At 49.0% G+C, this 18,302-nt stretch carries 10 protein-coding genes; 3 read left to right on the forward strand and 7 right to left on the reverse strand.

Annotated elements, in window-relative coordinates:
• Positions 1–5,460, reverse strand: a complete 5,460-nt coding sequence (locus AC2YIT_RS26725) for an alpha-2-macroglobulin family protein (protein WP_430850128.1) — start codon at positions 5,458–5,460, stop codon at positions 1–3.
• A gap of 141 nt (positions 5,461–5,601) precedes the next feature.
• Positions 5,602–6,825 (reverse strand): 4-hydroxy-3-methylbut-2-enyl diphosphate reductase, encoded by a 1,224-nt coding sequence (locus AC2YIT_RS26730; protein ID WP_487281225.1) that lies wholly within the window; start codon positions 6,823–6,825, stop codon positions 5,602–5,604.
• 180 nt (positions 6,826–7,005) lie between these two features.
• Here AC2YIT_RS26730 and AC2YIT_RS26735 point away from each other — a divergent pair, with 180 nt between their 5' ends.
• The 3 genes from AC2YIT_RS26735 (at position 7,006) to AC2YIT_RS26745 (ending at position 9,474) form a co-directional block, all read left to right on the forward strand.
• Positions 7,006–7,569 carry an RNA polymerase sigma factor gene (locus tag AC2YIT_RS26735; protein ID WP_487281226.1) on the forward strand — a complete coding sequence of 188 codons (564 nt, stop codon included), beginning with the start codon at positions 7,006–7,008 and terminating at the stop codon, positions 7,567–7,569.
• A gap of 275 nt (positions 7,570–7,844) precedes the next feature.
• Complete coding sequence (locus tag AC2YIT_RS26740) at positions 7,845–8,453, forward strand: restriction endonuclease subunit S domain-containing protein (protein ID WP_090149522.1); 609 nt, start codon at positions 7,845–7,847, stop codon at positions 8,451–8,453.
• Positions 8,413–9,474: a hypothetical protein gene (locus AC2YIT_RS26745; RefSeq protein ID WP_430850135.1), complete on the forward strand. Its 1,062-nt coding sequence runs from the start codon at positions 8,413–8,415 to the stop codon at positions 9,472–9,474. Before AC2YIT_RS26740 ends, AC2YIT_RS26745 begins: the two co-directional genes overlap by 41 nt.
• Positions 9,475–9,483: 9 nt before the next feature.
• On the opposite strand, the gene bshC is transcribed toward AC2YIT_RS26745, so the two are convergent.
• From bshC to AC2YIT_RS26770, 5 genes are all read right to left on the reverse strand, one after another.
• On the reverse strand, positions 9,484–11,034 hold the full coding sequence (gene bshC / locus AC2YIT_RS26750; protein WP_430850137.1) for a bacillithiol biosynthesis cysteine-adding enzyme BshC: 1,551 nt from the start codon (positions 11,032–11,034) through the stop codon (positions 9,484–9,486).
• A 251-nt stretch (positions 11,035–11,285) separates the two neighbouring features.
• Positions 11,286–13,100, reverse strand: a complete 1,815-nt coding sequence (locus AC2YIT_RS26755) for an acyl-CoA dehydrogenase family protein (protein WP_487281227.1) — start codon at positions 13,098–13,100, stop codon at positions 11,286–11,288.
• 165 nt (positions 13,101–13,265) lie between these two features.
• Entirely contained in the window at positions 13,266–16,154 is a 2,889-nt protein-coding gene (locus AC2YIT_RS26760) for a putative Ig domain-containing protein (RefSeq protein WP_430850141.1), read from the reverse strand.
• A gap of 1 nt (position 16,155) precedes the next feature.
• Positions 16,156–17,271: a glycosyltransferase gene (locus AC2YIT_RS26765; protein ID WP_430850143.1), complete on the reverse strand. Its 1,116-nt coding sequence runs from the start codon at positions 17,269–17,271 to the stop codon at positions 16,156–16,158.
• Positions 17,268–18,275, reverse strand: coding sequence for a glycosyltransferase family 2 protein (locus tag AC2YIT_RS26770; RefSeq protein ID WP_430850145.1), 1,008 nt, complete (start codon positions 18,273–18,275; stop codon positions 17,268–17,270). The genes AC2YIT_RS26765 and AC2YIT_RS26770 overlap by 4 nt, the downstream gene beginning before the upstream one ends.
• Positions 18,276–18,302 lie beyond the last annotated feature (27 nt).

An 18,302-nucleotide genomic window follows, 5' to 3' on the forward strand; every position in this document is an offset into this window, starting at 1 on the left:
CTATTCAACTGTAATTTTGCCGCCGCCTGAGTAGCTACGGAATTCGCCCCGGTACATCGCGTCGGCAGCGGCTGGTCCAATCGTAAATGTACCTTTCGCTACAATTCTCACCTGATAGTAGAATGTCCTCGGCTGACCGTCGGCATTGGTGAAGAAATGAATGCGGTCGTCGCGAATATCGTAATATTCCGGAACGGCTGCATTCGTAATCCATGGCATATCGCGCGGCTCGGTGATCCTTGGGTTTTCTATCTCGAAGCCAGCGGGCAGCAGGTCGGTAACGACTACGTCTTCCACCGGCAACCCGTTGTTGCTGCTAAGCGTCAGTTTCACCACCACGAGGTCGTTCTGATGGAAAGTTTGCACCGGCGCTCCATTGCGTGTCAGGAACTGGCGACGAATGCTGATGCCTTGGTCTTCCTCTACATAACTACCCGTGGCCGACATACCGTCCGTCTGCGCGAACCAGTACAGATCGCCTTTGCCCTGCGTTTTGACCAACAGTTTCTGGTTCAAAATGCCTTTTGAAATCTTCAACTCCTTACCTGAAAACTGCCCCAGCGATTTGCCATTTGCGGAAACAGAAGCTGTTACCGTCGAATTGGATGTCTTTTTCGCCAGTTTACCCAAAGCCAGCACCGCAAATGCCGCTTCCTGCGTATTCAAATAAGAAGCAGACTGAATGGCCAGTGAAAGTTGGCGCCCCAATACCGGGATTTGCGTGTTGGAAGGATCAGATTCAATCAATGTATTCAAAACCAACGACATATTCCGTAGCGGGGATGAATAGCTGTTGTCATAATAATGCCCCGCATTCTCGGCTACATATTTTTTAGGTAACAATGCATTGAAGCTCCGTGCATCGCCCGCGAGCTGGAAAGCACCAGCGAGTAGATACTGGGAATCCTGCGTGAGCAAATGCGGGTTCTGTTTGTAATAATTCATTGCAGCGCGGTTCGGATGGCCATTCAATGCCAGGACATAAAGCGAATAAATGGCTTCCCGGCGAGCGACCGTTTTTTTCGTTTGAGTACCTTTCGGCTGGCCCTCGTAGGCCAATCCATTATTTGTACTGGCGATAATCACCTCCCTGTTCGCGGTGGTACCACTTTGTGCTGTCAGATATTCCACCGCGCGGCTCAGTGTTTTGGCATTAACCTCAAAACCTGCCCGCCGTGCTTCTTCCAGGAAATGCACAGCGTAGGCGGTAGCCCACCAGTCTTCCAGCTGCGCCCCCGGCCACATGCCCATGCCTCCATTGAAAAGCTGCTGCGATTCCACTTTACGGATGGCTTGCTGCACGTTGGTCATCGGATTAAAATCACTTTCTCCGCTCCTGACCGTGTAAACCGGTGCGGCCATTGCTTTGGTAAGGTCTGCGAAATAGATTTGCGGGAATGCTTTTGACACCATCTGTTCCAGGCAACCATAAGGATAGCCGAGCAATGTCGATAATGCCTTGCCACCACCTTGTACCAACGGCGAACGGCTCAATACCAGCTGACTACTGCTTGTGGTGGGAAGGAACGACGATTTAAGGTCGATCACCCCTTGTTTATCGCCTGCAATAAGGCCCGACGTACTGGTTTTCAGCAATGGTGATGCCGGACGAACCGTAATTTCGGTTTGATTGACGAATGTTTCTTTAAATGCATTCACCTTCACCACCACCTTCCCGATGCCGATGGCCGTAGCCGCTTTCACGGCAAACATCGCGCGGCTTTCTTTTCCGGCCGGAATATTAATGTTCTGGGTAACCGGCGCAGCACCTGCCGCCAGTGGGCCGGAGAGCTGGACGGAAACGATCGCCGTTGTCGCTTTGGCCTCGGTGTTGCTGATGTTAACCGGCAATACCAGCTCGTCGCCCGGGCTCAGGAAACGCGGCAGGCCGGCACTGATCACAATCGGATCCGCGACTTTCATATTTTTGGTAGCCGAACCGAATGCATTATCCTTGTAAGCCACTGCCATAATGCGCAGATCGCCGCTGAACTGCGGGATATTCACATCAAAAGTCACATCGCCGCTGCCATTCGCTTTCAGCTGACCGCTCCAAAACGACACCAGTTCGGTACGGCCGTTGCTCAGCGGGTTAATCCTTCTTTCCAGGTCATAACCATCACCGCCGGAGCTGGATGTTCCTGAAATGGTCAGTTCCGGGAAAAGCTGCGCATACAAATCGTGGCTGGAAACTTCCAACGCCCGTTTTTGATAAAAATGCCCGTGAATATCGGGAGTCTTTGTGTTTTTGATCTGCAAAATACCTTCATCCACCACCGCCAGCGTCACCTCCGCATTCGGTTCCGTTTTGATCCGAATCTGCTGCTTCGTCTTCGATCGGGACTTTTCCACTGCCGTAATCGCGACCTCCAGTTTCCGCTCAGGATCTTCCACCAGGACAGGCTCAAAGCCGTGTGCCACCGTCAGCGGCATATCCGACGAATCCAGCGGACGGATCAGCGTAGCTGTTACAAAAACGTTCGGTAAATGCTCTTTCTTGATTTTAAATGTCAATTCGGCCGCCTTTTTCTCGGTGGTTAGAATGTGCTGCTCGAGGACATTGTTACGCTCCACTGTAACCAGCAACCGGCCATCGAACGGCGTTTTGAACAATACGGTCGCAGTTTCACCGGTTTTGTAATGCGTTTTATCGGTTTCCATCAATACCCGGCCTTCATTGCTTACTTCAAAAGACGAATACTGGGTATAACCATAGCCATAAGCGTAGAACTTCGCGAGCGTGTAATGCGCCGCGCCGGGGCGTCGTACCCGTACCTCATATTCGCCAGAAACCGTGGGTATATATCGGAATGTCCCTTTTCCGCCGGAAAGCGTCAGTTTGTTGGAATATACCAGCTTCTCACTCTTGCGTGAGGTGTATTGCAGGCGGTCATATTTTTTTTCCACGACCGTCTGGTATTCCAGCCGTACTACTTCAATGCTCGCCACGGCGCCGTTCTGCAATGCACCACTTTTATTTACGCCCACAATATCAACAGGTACAGGCGCATTGGTTCCGACATAGGCGTCGGGAAGACGAATGCCGTAGAATACCGGCTGGGTGTACACGTCGAAACGCTGTAACCTGTTGACAGGCCGTCCGTTTTCATCGAAAACCGTTACGTAAATCTTGCCTTCGAGCACGCCGATATCCTGTAAGCCGGATAACAATGTAAACTGCTCATTCGCCTGCCCTTGCTCATTAGTCGTACCCTGGCGGCTATCGCGCTCGAAAGTAGTTTCGGCGGGGATATCGAATGTGTATTCCGGGAAACCTTTGGCCGAAAAGCCTTTCCGCTGCAACTGGAAATCCATTTCATAGGTGCGATTGCTTGCTGGCGGGCCAAACAAATTGGTAGCGGTGGCGGTAAGCGCCACTTTCTGACCTGAAACGTAATCTTTGGCAGCACCGCTGAGATCCACCCTAATGCGATCGGGCATGAACTCCTCCACGCTCACCGCCTGGGAACCGAGCAACACTTCGTTGGCATTGTACACTTCCAGGATGTAGGTACCTGTGAGTACACCGGCATCGAGCGGGATTTCCGATTCTACGGCCCCCTGGTCATTGGTCGTCTTGCGCCATGTGCGGAATTCACGGCCGTTAGGCGTTAACAGCCGCAATTTGAGCGGCACTTTTCCCGCGGTTTTCCAATCCTGGGTCCGCAAAACTGTATTGAAATGCATGGTTTCACCCGGGCGGTAAATATCACGCTGCCCGTAGATGAACACCTGGTACCCCGATGCATTATCCCGCAAGCCCTCCACATCGAACCGCGAAGTAAGTACCTGGGTATCTTCCAGCAACAGGTAATTAAAATCATCCTCCGAGCTCGCCGTAATCATTGCAATCTTAAATCCCGGCGCCTTTTCGCTTAGCTTATCGACATGCGCAATGCCGTCGCCATCTGTTTTGAGGGTGTGTACGGTCTGATTATTGGAGCTGACTAGCGTCAACTCAAGATCTTTGATCGGCTCATTGGTTTTAATGGAATTGGCAAAAACCCAGAGCTCGTCTTTTCCCTGCTTGGCGATGAGGCCGATGTCGGAAATGGAAACGAGCTTTGTGGCTCCTAGATATGCCTCTTCCTCCGAATTTACAGCAACGAGATAAACGCCCTGCCGTTTGTTGTCGTCTGGCAATGCAATATTCAATGCGGATATACCCTTGTTTTTGGATAGGTTAGCAGTCTCGACAATCTTGTTCACGATCACGTCACTTAGCTGGCTTTCGCGGTCGTCGCTGTAATTGAAATTACCTGTCGGCTGCCAGTCGTCGCCCACATATGCGTAGTCGCTCCATCTGTTATTATGGATGTAATGCAGGATATTATTGGCGTAAAGTTTTGAAATACGCACCTGTACTTTGGGCACATTCACGATATTCACACCTATATTCCTTGAACTTTTAGAAGACAAATACAGCCCCTTTTTGTTTGCGAACGAAATCGCTGCAGGCATTTTGCCAAAAAACAGGTCGCGCGATGCTTCTTCTTCCAGCGTTTGACCCAAAATGCCTTTCAAAGACTGTTTCAACTGCAATACGTACGTTTCCGTTTCATTGAAAGCGCCCCGAATGATGAAGCCATTTTCAGTAGGCTCGGTTTCCACGGCCGCTTCGGGTGTCACTGTGAAACTCCCTGCGACGCTCTCCTTGTCAAGCTCCTGTGTGGTCACAATCCGTGCGTAACCCGCATTGTTCTCAAAACCCGTTTTAATATCCACCACTTCCAGATGCAGCGGCGAGGGGATACTTACCGTTTTCGAAAGCGCCTCGTTACTGCTGTATGAAGTATTCTGAACTTTTACACCTTTGTCAATGGCAATACTGACCGGCGTTTCATTATTATCGGCCTTCCCTACCTTCGCCAGGGCCAGCGTAACTGACGTTTCATCCTGCGACGGCAATACCCGGTAATCCAGCGGCTGATCCTCGAACAAGACTTTGAGCTTCTCGGCCACATTCTGCGCATTGACAGGATAATTGAAATTCAGCCTTAACCGCGCCTCCTGCCTGCCACTCTCTGTGGAAAGTGTCCACCAGCTCTCCGTTTCGACCAGTTGCAGATACGGTGTATGGAATGTGATCGGGTCCTGGGAGAGTTTATATTTCTTCTCCTTGTCTGCTTTTTCGGTGATCAGCTCGGTTAGTTGCGCCTGATAGGACGTAGCGGCCCCGAAACCTGCTACCGGTGAAAACACGAGCTCGTTCGGCGCGGTCCATTTGAATTTGCCACGAACCGCCGGCTCGAACGTTACATACTGTGTAGAGTCCCAGTTATTCAGTTCAGCCGTAGAAACTAGGTCCTTGTTAAATGTAAAAACCAGGTTTTGCGATTGTCCCACCTCGTCCGTGAAGTTGGTACCCGCCACGCGGATTTCATTAAAGGAAGAACAGCTGCTAAAAAACCAGGCAAAAAGTAAGACGCAAAAAGAGCTCAGGATGGCAATCTTTTTCATAGGAAAGGAGATATAAAAAACGGATGATTTTTGTAACCAAAACCATCCGCCTAAATTAAACTATACAAGTTAATTCGCTCTTAATAACCGCTTTCAAATGATTCAACGGTGCCCCTGCCAGATTTAGCGGTAGCCGTTGCTTCAAAATGCCTGCATCACCTCCTCGATTGGCCTGGCGCCCTCGAAAAATGAAAGCAACCGCACGAGAATCCCTTCCACCACCGCATCCGGGCACGACGCCCCGCACGTCAGCATAATACGCACGGGAGTTTTTGCCGGAATATAGTTTTCTGTGACCACTTCTTCTTTCTTATGCAGGTCAAAATGGCGGATCAGTTGCCTGTCCAGGATTTTATTGACTGATTCGATAAAGTATGTCGGGAATTTCTGTTCACATAGCTCCACCAAGTGCGAGGTGTTGGAACTGTTATATCCGCCTGCAACAACCACCAGATCGGCATCATGCGTGAGCAATGCGTAGGTAGCATCCTGGTTATCGTTCGTCGCATAGCATAACGTGTCGCGCGTGTTCGCGAAACGGTCCTCCACCTGCTCGGGACGCAGGCTGTAATACCTGATCATCACATTTTTGAGATAGTCGGCAATACCCTGGGTGTCGGAAGCCAGCATGGTCGTCTGGTTCACGACGCCGATGCGCTGCAAGTCTTTTTCTGGGTCAAAACCCTCCGAATACTGGTTTTTGAAATCTTCAAAAAACTGTGATGCGGGCCTGGATCCCATCATATATTCGGCCAGGATCTGGGCCTGTCTCATATTCTCCACCACCACGGTCTGGGCATTTTGCTTGCTGTGCGAGAAGGTAGCGCGGGTCTCTTCGTGATTCGGCTTGCCGTGGACCACGATCGTATAGTCTTTCTCCCCGATTTGCGCAGCACGGTTCCAGACTTTCTCCACAAAAGGGCAAGTGGTGTCGTACACGTACGCATTCACGCCCAGCTCCGAGAGTTTCTGCTGATTTTCAACCGTAGTTCCAAATGCCGGAACGATCACAATATCCTCCGCTGTGAGCTCTTCCCAGCCAATGAGCTGGTTTCCTTTGGTATCCATGATAAACTGCACGCCGCGCTCTACCAGATCGCGGTTCACATCCGGATTGTGAATCATTTCACTCAGAAGGAAAATCCGCTTGCCCGGATTTTCGGCAATGGCCTTGTACGCAATGTCGATTGCATTCTCTACCCCGTAGCAAAATCCGAAATGGCGCGCGATCAGAAATTGTACCGGTCCGAAATCAAGCACCGTGGGAGAATAATCCCTTTTCAGCTTGTCGTTCTTACGGCGGAATTCCTTGATCGGGGTGATAATGCGGCTCCGGTAAAAATCGGGGATGTTGAAAGTTTTCATGTACTAAAATCGGTAGATTGCATCAAGGTAGTGCAAAGATAATCCTGCCTTTTCTAAGAACAACACGGTATGTCCCTTTGTTCGGGATTCGGCATTTTGAAAATATTTTTAAAATGAAGTGCAACATGCCGAAGAATCGATTGTCTTTGATTCAGAACGTTCAAAATATAAACCTTCTGCTTGAAAACACAAATTTACCCCGACCGGCACGTCGAACTGGTGGAGCGTTGTAAACTCGGAGAGCGCAAAGCGCAATACGAGCTTTATAAACATTACTCGAAAGCCATGTTCAACATCTGCATGCGGATACTGAACCATTTGGGAGAGGCTGAGGATGCTTTGCAGGAGGCTTTCGTGGATGCATTCACGAACCTCCACCAGTTCAGGCAGCAGTCGACGTTTGGGGCATGGTTGAAGCAAATCGTGGTCAATAAGGCGATCAACCACATGCGGAGCAGGAAGGTAAAATGGGTGGAAATAGAAGAATTCCATGAGACATTAGAGCAAAGCGAGCGGAATGAGGATTCTTTCGGACTGGATGAGAGCGACACGACGCTCGAAATAGAAAGGGTCCGCAACGCGGTACAGAAATTGCCGGATGGTTACCGGGTGGTGCTAAGTCTGTATTTGTTCGAAGGTTACGACCACGAAGAAATCGGCGAAGTGCTCGGGATCAGTGAAACCACCTCCCGGACGCAATACATGCGTGCCAAGCGTAAGTTGACCGAAATGTTGGTACGGTAGCGGAGTGGTCAGGAAGTGGTCATGTGTAGTCAGGAGTAGTCAGAAATGGTCAAGTGTGGTCAGGAAGTAGTCAGGTATGGTCATGAATAGTCAAATGGGAGAGAAACAATAAATGACAACACTTGACAATAAATGACTAAAATGACAATGCATGACCGCGCGGCGGACCGCTACAAATGACTAAAAATCAGATTGTGCAAACACGAATTACGATACTTACCTAAAACTCTTACGGATTTGAGACTATTATTTACACTTGACAAGTTAATTAATCTATGAAAAATTCTTCTGATAAAAAGGATCGATTGGAGCGGTTTGTGCGTGATAACAGGGATGGATTTGATACTTTCTTACCGCAGGATTCTTTATGGAGCCAGATTGAGAGCCAACTACACAACGAGATTCCGATAGTACCTGAAAAATCGAAAAAAAAAATCAGGCGTCTGAGTAACCCCTATTTCGACTGGCGTATCGCCGCGGGGGTGTTCCTGGCGCTCGGGATCGGGTTTCTGGTTTACCTCAATAACGAGTATGGCATTACCCGTGATCCGAACGTGGCCCTGAAAGTTCCCGCATATGCCCGCGAATTCAATCAATACAATGTTGCAATAGACCAAAAAAGGGAGGAGATCATCAAGCTGGCCCGGAACAACCCGGAGCTTTACAAAGATTTCTCCGCTGATTTGGAAAGTCTGGAAGCGAATTATAAAAACCTTCGCTCCAACTTATCGAACGCCCCTAACCAGGAAGCACTGCTCGAAGCAATGGTTCAGAACCTGCAATTACAGGTCGATCTGCTGAACCAACAACTGGAAATTTTGCAACGCATTAACAAAGTGAAAAATGATAACGATAAAGAAAATAGCGACGCTCCTGTTATTTAGTGTGATCGCCACACTTCCGCAGGTAGCCAGCGCAGCCCTCGATCCCGACAATTCCGAACAAAACGGTCTGATAGAGAAGCGTAGGAATATTGTGAAAGTATTCGATGTCAAAAAGAGCGACGCGCTTGAAGTTGACAACCAATTTGGTCTCGTAAAAGTGAATCTGTGGGCCAAGGAAGAGATTAAAGTGGAGATCGTCGTTACCGCCAATGCGCCCTCCGACAACCGCGCCGCGGAATATCTAAGCTCCGTGAATATCGATGAAAAACGCGTCAAAAACGTCATTAGCCTCACTACCCGCATTGACCGTAACCAATTCGGTAACAGTGGCTGGAATAAAGGCAAGGGCGACAAGAATTTCATTCAGATCGATTATACGATCTATATGCCGAAGGAGAACTCGCTGACCGTTCGCAACAAATTCGGGAATACCGATATCCCTTCGTTCTACGCCCCGCTGACCGTCGATTCCAAGCACGGTAACTTTATGGCGATGCTCCTCGAAAACCCGGACAATGTGATCGATATCCAGTTTGGAAGTGCCAAAATTGGCAAAATGGACGGCGGGAAACTGGATTGCCAGTATGCCAACGTAAAACTCGACCAAGCCAAGAAAGTATGGCTGAGCAACAAATTCGGCGAGTTAATGATCGGCGATGTCGTTAACCTGGACGCGGCCATTGATTATTCAGGGGCTAAAATCGGTACGATCCGTGGTACCGGTAAAATCAAGCTCAACTATTCGGGTAATTTCAAAATCGACGAGCTGATGCATTCAGCCCAGAATGTGGATATCCAGGCGCAGTACTCTTCGATTGTGTTGCCTGCCGAGTCCAATCAGTTCAATGTAAGTGTAACGTATGGTAAATTCAGTTACCCGACGGAGAACGTCAATTTCTCGATGCAACCGGATAAAGACGGCCGGCCTGACAAAATGAAGCATTACCAGGGAAAGGTTGGTTCCGGCGGGCCCAAGATTACCGTCACTTCGGTCTTCGGTGATGTAAAAATGAAGAATTAAACCCCTCTCCTATTCTTCCAGGAGCACATTATACCTGAAATCCAGCGGATCGAAGGCATTAATCAGCTTCTGAATAAACTGAGGATCGTTGATATAGAAGTTCAGCAGATTGTCATACCGTTCCTGGGCGATTCCGTTCGGGAACAGTTTGTTTTTAAGGGTCAGCAATTGTTCGATCTCCGATTCATGATTGCGCTCCTCTGCGCGGATAATGCGTTTTTCGAGGTGCTTCAATGAATTCAGAAGCCGCGTCTGCTCTGCTTTCACGGCGCCGTGCATAGTTTGATCTACCTCCGTTGCCTTGGCAAGGATCTGGTCAAAAATGGCGTTGAACGCTTCTTTCTGCTCGTTCAGATTTAGCTCGTGCTCGGTATTACGTTCGATGAAGGTCTTACGCAACGCGATTTCGTCGAGGAACAGATCTTTGTAGTCAATTTTCAGCTTCTGTGCCTTCTTGTACTGATGACCATTTATGTACAATGCGAAATTCCGCGGCATCAACATCGGGTAAGGCACGCCGAAATGATCGAAAACGCCTTTCAGTTGCATCCAGTATGGCACTTCTGACGGCCCGCCTATATACGCGAGGTTAGGCAAAATCACTTCCTCATACAATGGCCGCAAGATCACATTCGGGCTGAAACGCTCCGGATTGGTTTCGGCCAGTGCCAACAACTCTGTTTCGCGGAATTCCAACTCGGTATTGAGCACTTTGAACACGTCGCCCTCGCGTACAATGCGTTCGCGCAGGTTGTCGTCAAGGTAGAAGAAATTGATCTCGCGCGCGTGCAGGGGAGTATGGTAACCAAGCGCATTCAACCGGGAAGTGGTTTCTGTAACGAGTTTCTCCGAAATGGAGTCTTTCAGTTCTTCCTGAATGACCGGCAGGAAGTGCCGTTTTAAATCCGCATGGTCGGCGTCGAGGCTAACCAGCCCGTAACGTCCGAAGAGCTCGTGCATATAACATCGCACGGCGTCGGCCAATGTATTGTTTTCCAGATAAGCCTTAGCGAAAAGCAGCGGTTTATCCGGCAACTGCTTCAAAATACCCGCCAATTCTTTTGGATTCAGCCTTCCTACGGCTCCCTTGTGCTCGCCCGTCCATTTGTGCGTCTGTCCGAAAAGATGGAAGGAAGCGATTTCTTCAAAATCATGATCCTCCGTAGCCATCCAGTAAATGGGTACGAAATTGTACTCAGGATACTTTGCCTTTAATGCCTCCGCAAGCTTGATGATCGTTACGATCTTATAAATAATGTACAACGGGCCCGTAAAGATATTCAGCTGGTGCCCGGTTGTTACAGTGAAGGTATTCTCTTGTAGTAAAACCGAAAAATCGGGCAGGAAAGGGAGGCCGTGGTATTGCTTCGTAAGCACATCGACCAGCGTTTTACGCTTATCGGCCGTAAAGCCCTTTTTATTCAAAATAGCCTTTTCCGCGTTTTCTAACGTCGGGAAGATGCTATAAAAAGATTCAAGCGTCGGTTTCTGATCGAGGTAATCGAGTAGTAATGCAGGAAACTGGCCTGTGGTACGCAGATCCACGGAATGCAAAGTCATGAAAGGTGGTTTTTCAGTAGCTAGTAGAGAATCCAACGTATTAATTTTTGCTATTTGACTCAAAAAAGAAACCTAATACCTAACGAGAAAGGCGTCGTTTTTGGTTTCCCAAAATTGCGCATTTTGGCCAATAATCGAAAACCTTTCACCAAGATACAAAAAAGCCGCATCTGAGTCAGATACGGCTTTCAAACGTGTACATTTTGGTTTTCAGTTGTAGCAGGTTATTCGCCTGAGGTATTTATGGTTTCTTAAAAGACGTAGTCATTTTTGGCTATCAGTTCGTCGGCAATACGGCGGCGCGCATCTTTGAGGTTCATAGGCTCGATCTTCGTGAATCTTTTCAGTCCCATCAGCATTACACGGAGCTCATCGCTCCCGGCAAAACTGGTAATCGCCGAACGGCCCGCATTGTTCACCCTTTCCACCGCGCGGTTGAGGTAAATGAGCGCTATATCCTTATGCAATGCATTCGCCCCTTCCCCCAGCAGCCCAATCCGCTTTTCTACCCGTAACAACACGGATTCCGCCACATAAATTTCAATGACCATATCGGCAATATTCATGATAATCTCCTGCTCCTCAGAAAGTTTCATCATAAACTTTTGCACCGCGGCACCGGCAATCATTAAAGCGGCCTTTTTCAGGTTTTTGATCACTTTTTTCTCCGCCGCAAACAACGTTTCATCTTCATCCGAACTAAAATCCGGAATTGATAGAATTTCCTTACCCACTGCCATGGCCGGGCCCATCAGGTCAAGCTGACCCTTCATCGCCCGTTTCAGGAGCATATCTACCACCAGCAAGCGGTTAATTTCGTTGGTACCTTCAAAGATCCGGTTAATCCGGCTGTCGCGATAGGCGCGATCCATGGGCGCATCGGCCGAGAAACCCATCCCCCCATACACCTGCACACCTTCGTCTACCACGAAATCCAGCACTTCCGACCCATGCACCTTCATGATCGCGCACTCAATCGCAAATTCTTCCAGGGCCTTCAATTTCGCCTCGGCATCGTTCATCCCCTTGTCCTTGAAGGCCTGGATGAGGTCATCTATATTTTGTCCTACCCGGTAAGCCGCCGATTCCGTTGCGAACATTCCCACCGCCATTTCAGCGAGTTTATGCTTGATAGCACCGAAATTGGCGATCGCCGTACCGAACTGCCGGCGTTCGTTAGCATATTGTATCGCTTGCGAAGCCACGCGTTTGGAGCCACCCAGTGCTGCCGCTGCCAGCTTAATACGGCCGATATTAAGGATATTAACCGCTATTTTAAACCCGTTACCCCGTTCGGAAAGCATATTTTCAACCGGTACCAGGCAGTCGTTAAAGAACAACTGACGTGTGTCCGAGCCCTTGATGCCCATTTTGTGCTCAGGTTCGTTCATCGTAATGCCGCCGAACGACTTCTCGATGACGAATGCTGTCAGGTTTTTATCTGTTTCACCATTCTCCTCGATTTTGGCAAAAACAATAAATACATCCGCAAAACCGCCATTCGTGATCCACATCTTCTGACCATTGATCACATAATGCTGCCCGTCGACGCTCAGCTTAGCTTTTGTTTTACCTGAATTGGCGTCCGAACCCGAATCTGGTTCGGTGAGGCAATATGCCGCCTTCCATTCGCCGGAAGCAAGCTTCGGCAAGTATTTGCGTTTCTGGTCTTCATTGCCATAGTAGAGAATAGGCAATGTACCGATGCCCGTGTGCGCCGAAAGCGCCACCGAAAACGAATTGCCCGCGCCCGTGGCTTCTGCCACGAGCATGGAAGTATTGAAATTCATCCCAAAACCTCCAAACTCTTCGGGAACCGCAGTTCCAAGCAAGCCAAGCTCCCCTGCTTTATCCATCAACTCGGAAATCAGTGCCGGGCTTTTGGCCTCGTCGATTTCATTCAAACGCGGCCACACCTCCTTTGAAAGGAAATCGCGGCACGTATCAGCGATCATTCGCTGCTCTTCATTGAATTCTTCCGGAATAAAAATCTGGTTCGCCAGGGTTTCCTTGATCAGAAATTCACCCCCTTTGATGGACGTCTGGTTTACTGCTGCAACGGACATATCTGAATGCGGGTTAGTCGGAAAAGTATTGAGTATGCTTGCATACTATTAGCGATTGATGCAAATATAGATTATAAAAATTATTATGCAAGCATACTATTGTCAAAATAAATGAAAATGACCGCCTTCCACGGACGGTCATTCGCAATGCAGCGTAGGCATCTGCTATTTCTTAAAAATCCTGAATTGCTTCACCAGCTCTCCGTTGTTTTCTACTCTGATAAAATAGATTCCTGCGGACAATCCGATCGCGTCCAGGTCCAGGTTTGCGAGCTCATCCGACACCTTCACCAGCGAATTGGCAACAGGCATTCGCTTACCTGCTACCGTGACAATCTCCCAGCTCAGATTGTCGCCAGGCTTGTATTCGGGGAGTTTGATATTAACAATACTTTCTACCGGGTTCGGATAGAACGCCCAGTCTTTCATGTTTTTGCTGATATCCACCTTATCTCCTGCCGAAATACCGAATTCGATGGAGTTCGTAACCACAGCGGAGTCTGCTCTGAACGCGGTAACGGTCAATGTATATCTCCCCACATAAGGCGCAAAACCGGTGGCATCTTCATACAAGGCGTACGGAAAAATCGCCGTTGTTGACTTTCTGCGGAAAGGGCCGTTCAAATCGAACGAAACTTTGTCGTACTCGAAATTCCCATACGCATACATATTCAGCTTTGCAGGTAAGGAGTCATAAGGGATTACATCATCGCCAGACAATTTCCTGATCACCCGCTGATCCACTTTACTGCCGCCCTGTACAAGTTCAAAACGGAGCTCGGGAGTTTGCACCAGCAATACCAGCGGGATTTCCACGTATGCGCCCGCGTTGTCGTATGCGCGGATAATCAGCCGGTACTCGCCCTCCTCAGTAGGCGTTCCTGAAAATTCATTGAGCGCAAACGTAAGCCATGAAGGCCGGTTTTGTACGGTAACCGATGAAATGTAGCCATCTGCGTCACCGAAAATATTGGTAGGCAGAATATAGCTGAACGGCATGTTGATCTGCGCATATTTCGTAGGCAACCCGCTCGTGGCGAATGGCGGGGAGTTCAAGAACTGTGGCTCGACGACTTTAACTGTAAAATAAGTTTCCACAAATGCATTCAAATCATCGTATGCTTTGAGGATAATGCGGTAATCGCCCAATTTGGTAGGCGTACCACTCAGTACCCCATTCGAAAATGTCAGCCAGGAAGGCAGTTCACTGGCCTCCACTTTAGTAATGCTTCCGTCCGGATCAACAAATGCGGTTTTGGGAATGGCAATGGTAAACGGCTTGTCCACTGCCACCAGCTGGTTGGAGAAATTACTGTCGACGGTCGGCGGTTTGTTCGCATTCTCGCGGGTATCCACACGAATGGTAAAAAAAGCTTCCGCCGAACCGCCCTCGTCGTCGATCCCCTTTACTGAAATGCGGTAGTCGCCGAGCGTCGTGGGCCTTCCCCTCAAGACGCCGTTCTCGTAGCGCAGCCACGCGGGTAACGCGCCCACGTCCACACGAACGATCTTGCCATCCACATCAGAGAAGGTATCGATAGGAAGCCTGTATTCAAAATCTTTGTTAACCGGAATGATCTGCATCGGCACCGGTCTGAAGACGTAGGGCATGTTATTGGACGCATCGTCCCAATAACTTGGTGATAAAATGTCCTCGATCAAACGAATCCGGACCGGGCGCGGCTTCGCCGGATCGGCATAGGCACGTTTGGCCCATTCATCGTAAATCACCCCTTGTGCGCCGCCTTTTTCGGTCGCCGCCGACAAGCGGTACGATACCGAGTCGGCATACACGATGGGCGTCATTGGTTTGTTCAGCCAGGTAACTACGCCCTGCCTCAAAAAGCCTTCGGCGCGGGCCATCTGTTCTTTTGTCGAAATCACCGCGGCCACCACATTCGCTCCATGCTCGAAGTTTTCGTTGATCTGCTTCATATGAGCGGCATTATCAAGGTACGAACTCACAAAGAGTTCATTGGCTGTGATAAAACCCGCAGGCGCATCGCTTTTCAGAATGTCCACCGACCACCGGTGATCATGTGCCGCCAGATTGTCGTTAACCTTGATCCCATCTGTTTTTTCGTTGAGATCGCGAAAACCCAATGTTCCCCGTGTGGCTGATTGCCCATCGAATACCGACCCGTAATCCGACACATATTTGATACCCGGATCGACGCTTTTAACCGCCGCCACCATTTGCTCGGTAAACCTTTTGAGCATCATGTGACGATAAATGTACCAATCCTTTCCATAGCGCTGACGGAACGAAAGGTTAGGCTCCCAGGCAGTCGCCGGCGGATTTGCCTCATCGAACGACTTGAAAGTCATCCCCCACAGGTAATTGATCCGCTCGATCTTTTTGTATTTCCCTTTAACAAATTCCTTAAAACCCTTCACCATGGAAGGAGAATAATCGTAGACAGCCGCATTCTCTTTACCATTTTCGATCAAACCGCCGCCATATTCGCCTTCCTGCGTACCTGTGCAGGTTACCGACACATACAGCAGTTTTTTCTCGGTCTGCAAATACTTATAGTGATTCATTACCTCTTTCACAAAGGCTACTCCCTTATCCAGAATAGGCTGGTTATCAAATCCGAAAAAAGTATCCCCATAACCACTGAGCAGGGACTTACCGGAATGGCTGATCTGACTGTCGGAAACGTCCCAAAAGCCTTTGATGCGCGTGCTGTGCCGGCCGAGGTGAATGCGCAATGCTACCTTCATGCCCAGGTCAGTCGCAATTTTGATCTGCTGGTCGTACTTAGCCCACTGTGGTGTATCGGTAGGAGAATTTAAATAAATTTTGTCCCAGGGAATGGTGATATATACCGCATTGAGCCCGTAACTCTTTGCTGATCGGATCAGGTCCGGCTCCGGACCGATATCGTCAGGGTTAGTAAGGTTCAGGAGCATCAGCGCAAGATAGCGCTGGTTATCTGTTTCAGTGGTTTTTTGCGGGCTTTGCGCTGCCACAGGGCCAGCCCATATGAAGACTGTCAGCAATAAAGCAATACGGATCAAAAACTTAAACGCGCACGTAGAATTGAGCATACTAACAGGTTTTGTCAATTAATTCGATCCATTCATTATATCCGTTTTCCACATTGAAGCGGCTTGCCACTTCGATGCTCCGGGCGCTATCGGTTTTGATTTCTCCATTCATCAACGACCGCATCGCTGCTACCATCTGCCGGACGCTTAGATCGTCGGTAACGACGCCCATTCCATCCTTGATAAACTCAGAAACGCCTCCGGAAGGAAATGCAACAATAGGCTTACCCAGCAACGCAGCTTCTATCATCACCAGTGGGAAAGGGTCCTGCCGTGAGGTAAGCAGAAAACCATTTCCCATATTAAGATAGGCATAATAATCTTCTTTCTGCTTGCCGACCAGGTGAATTTTGGTCGCAGACGTGTTGTTGGCGCAGCGTTGCTCGGTATAATACACCAATCCGTCGTCAATCGTTGCACCGACCCACACCAGATGTACCCGCGGATCATTCACCTCGGCGGCAATATCGGGCAGCATATCAAAACCCTTGCGCTCGGAGGTCATTCCCGACAATACCCAAACAAATGCATCCGCCGGGATACCCAGCTTCCTCCGCAATTCAGCGGAACGATTATCGTCCTTTTTTACCAGAGAGGGGTCGATAAATGAGTAAAGCAACCCTACATTTTTCCCTCCGGCATCTTTCAGTGAATCACAAGTGGTTTGTGAGCACCCTATCAGCAGCTCCGAGTAATCCACAATGCTTTTGAAGTCGGGCGCGCTCAGGTACGCGTATGTGAGCGGCATTTCGTGAAAATGGGTAATTACCTTAATCCCGAATTCCTTGGCCACCACGATCGTCTCGGGGATCATCGTCGTATTCACATACCAGAAATCGGCATTGAAACTTTTAGCAAGCTTCCTTAATGCTCGTAACGTGGGATTAATGCCCAGGTGGAAAGAAATTTTCTCGATCGTATTGAATTTGCGCGGGGCAATATGGACGGGAATGTCCTGAGGAAACTCGGCGAGCAGCTCGCCATTTGCGAAACTGACGATACCGACGTCGAACCGCGAACGGTCTATTTTTTTCAAAATGTACAACAGCATCATTTCCGATCCTGTCCGTGTGGCATAGGGCGTAAAAAAGAGGATTCTCTTCTTGGTTTGATTCATGCAGAGGCAGTTAAGAGGTCGATGTTCTCCTGGGGCTTGATTTTGTACAGCCCTTCGCGGAGGAACAGCGTTTTCCAGAAATATTTTAAAAGAACGCGTGTCTTCCTTACATATATATGTTGTGTGCGAAGTTCCGAGAACGGATTTCCGCTTTTCCTCAAATTAAACAGCATTTTCCACCCATAAACCACCGGCACCATAAAAATGTAATGCAGGATCAGCATGATGTACTGAAAAATACCGTACTGTTTCCTTACCCACAGGAAATTGGAAACCTGCATCTGGGTGCTGAACCGGTTGATCCACGAAATATGCGTCCGCCGGAACGGGTTGTTGTTTTCCAAATGGATAAAAGTGCAATCCTGAAAATAACACAGCTTGCCCAGCTTTCCCAACCGGCCCGACCATTCCACGTCTTCGCCGTACATAAAAAACTCTTTGCTGAAACCGCCTGTCTTTTCAAAACCTTCCCTTCTTACAAACATGAAAGCGCCTACAAGCCAGTCGTGCTGATCAGGATCGGAGTAGGTCGGTTCTGGATAAAGTTTATTGATGACCTTATCTACCAGGCTGCTCGGGGGAAGTATGAAAAACGTCTTCCGGAACTCGTTAAAGCTTCGGTAGAAAGGCATCGGGGTGCCGTCGGGATAGTATTGCAATGCGCCACAGGCGATAATATCGGGCCGCTCGTTCATCCGGTGAAAGCACCGGCCGATCACATTATCGGTCAGCAGCGTATCGGCATTCAACAGCAGCAGATATCTGCCTTTGGCAATCTCCATGCCGCGGTTATTGGCAATACCAAAACCTGCATTATACTCCATATCAATCCACCGCACTTCCGGATGGGCTTCCCTCACCAATGCACCGCCGCCATTCTCAGGATCGTTGTCAACAACAATAACCTCATAAGTTACTCCGGAAGTGACCCGGTTGACAGAATCTAAGCAATTGATAATGAGTTGAGGCGTCCTGTAATTAATGATAATAATGGATACATCCATGAAAGCGGGCGTGCATGATGAAAGGGC

The organism is Dyadobacter sp. SRI_021 (assembly GCF_057586235.1).

Bases quoted from the DNA above. Each gene is read 5' to 3' on its own strand.
- AC2YIT_RS26725 (WP_430850128.1), bottom strand. From the start codon at position 5,460: ATGAAAAAGATTGCCATCCTGAGCTCTTTTTGCGTCTTACTTTTTGCC.
- AC2YIT_RS26730 (WP_487281225.1), bottom strand. From the start codon at position 6,825: ATGAAAACTTTCAACATCCCCGATTTTTACCGGAGCCGCATTATCACC.
- AC2YIT_RS26740 (WP_090149522.1), top strand. From the start codon at position 7,845: ATGAAAAATTCTTCTGATAAAAAGGATCGATTGGAGCGGTTTGTGCGT.
- AC2YIT_RS26745 (WP_430850135.1), top strand. From the start codon at position 8,413: ATGATAACGATAAAGAAAATAGCGACGCTCCTGTTATTTAGTGTGATC.
- bshC (WP_430850137.1), bottom strand. From the start codon at position 11,034: ATGACTTTGCATTCCGTGGATCTGCGTACCACAGGCCAGTTTCCTGCA.
- AC2YIT_RS26755 (WP_487281227.1), bottom strand. From the start codon at position 13,100: ATGTCCGTTGCAGCAGTAAACCAGACGTCCATCAAAGGGGGTGAATTT.
- AC2YIT_RS26760 (WP_430850141.1), bottom strand. From the start codon at position 16,154: ATGCTCAATTCTACGTGCGCGTTTAAGTTTTTGATCCGTATTGCTTTA.
- AC2YIT_RS26765 (WP_430850143.1), bottom strand. From the start codon at position 17,271: ATGAATCAAACCAAGAAGAGAATCCTCTTTTTTACGCCCTATGCCACA.
- AC2YIT_RS26770 (WP_430850145.1), bottom strand. From the start codon at position 18,275: ATGGATGTATCCATTATTATCATTAATTACAGGACGCCTCAACTCATT.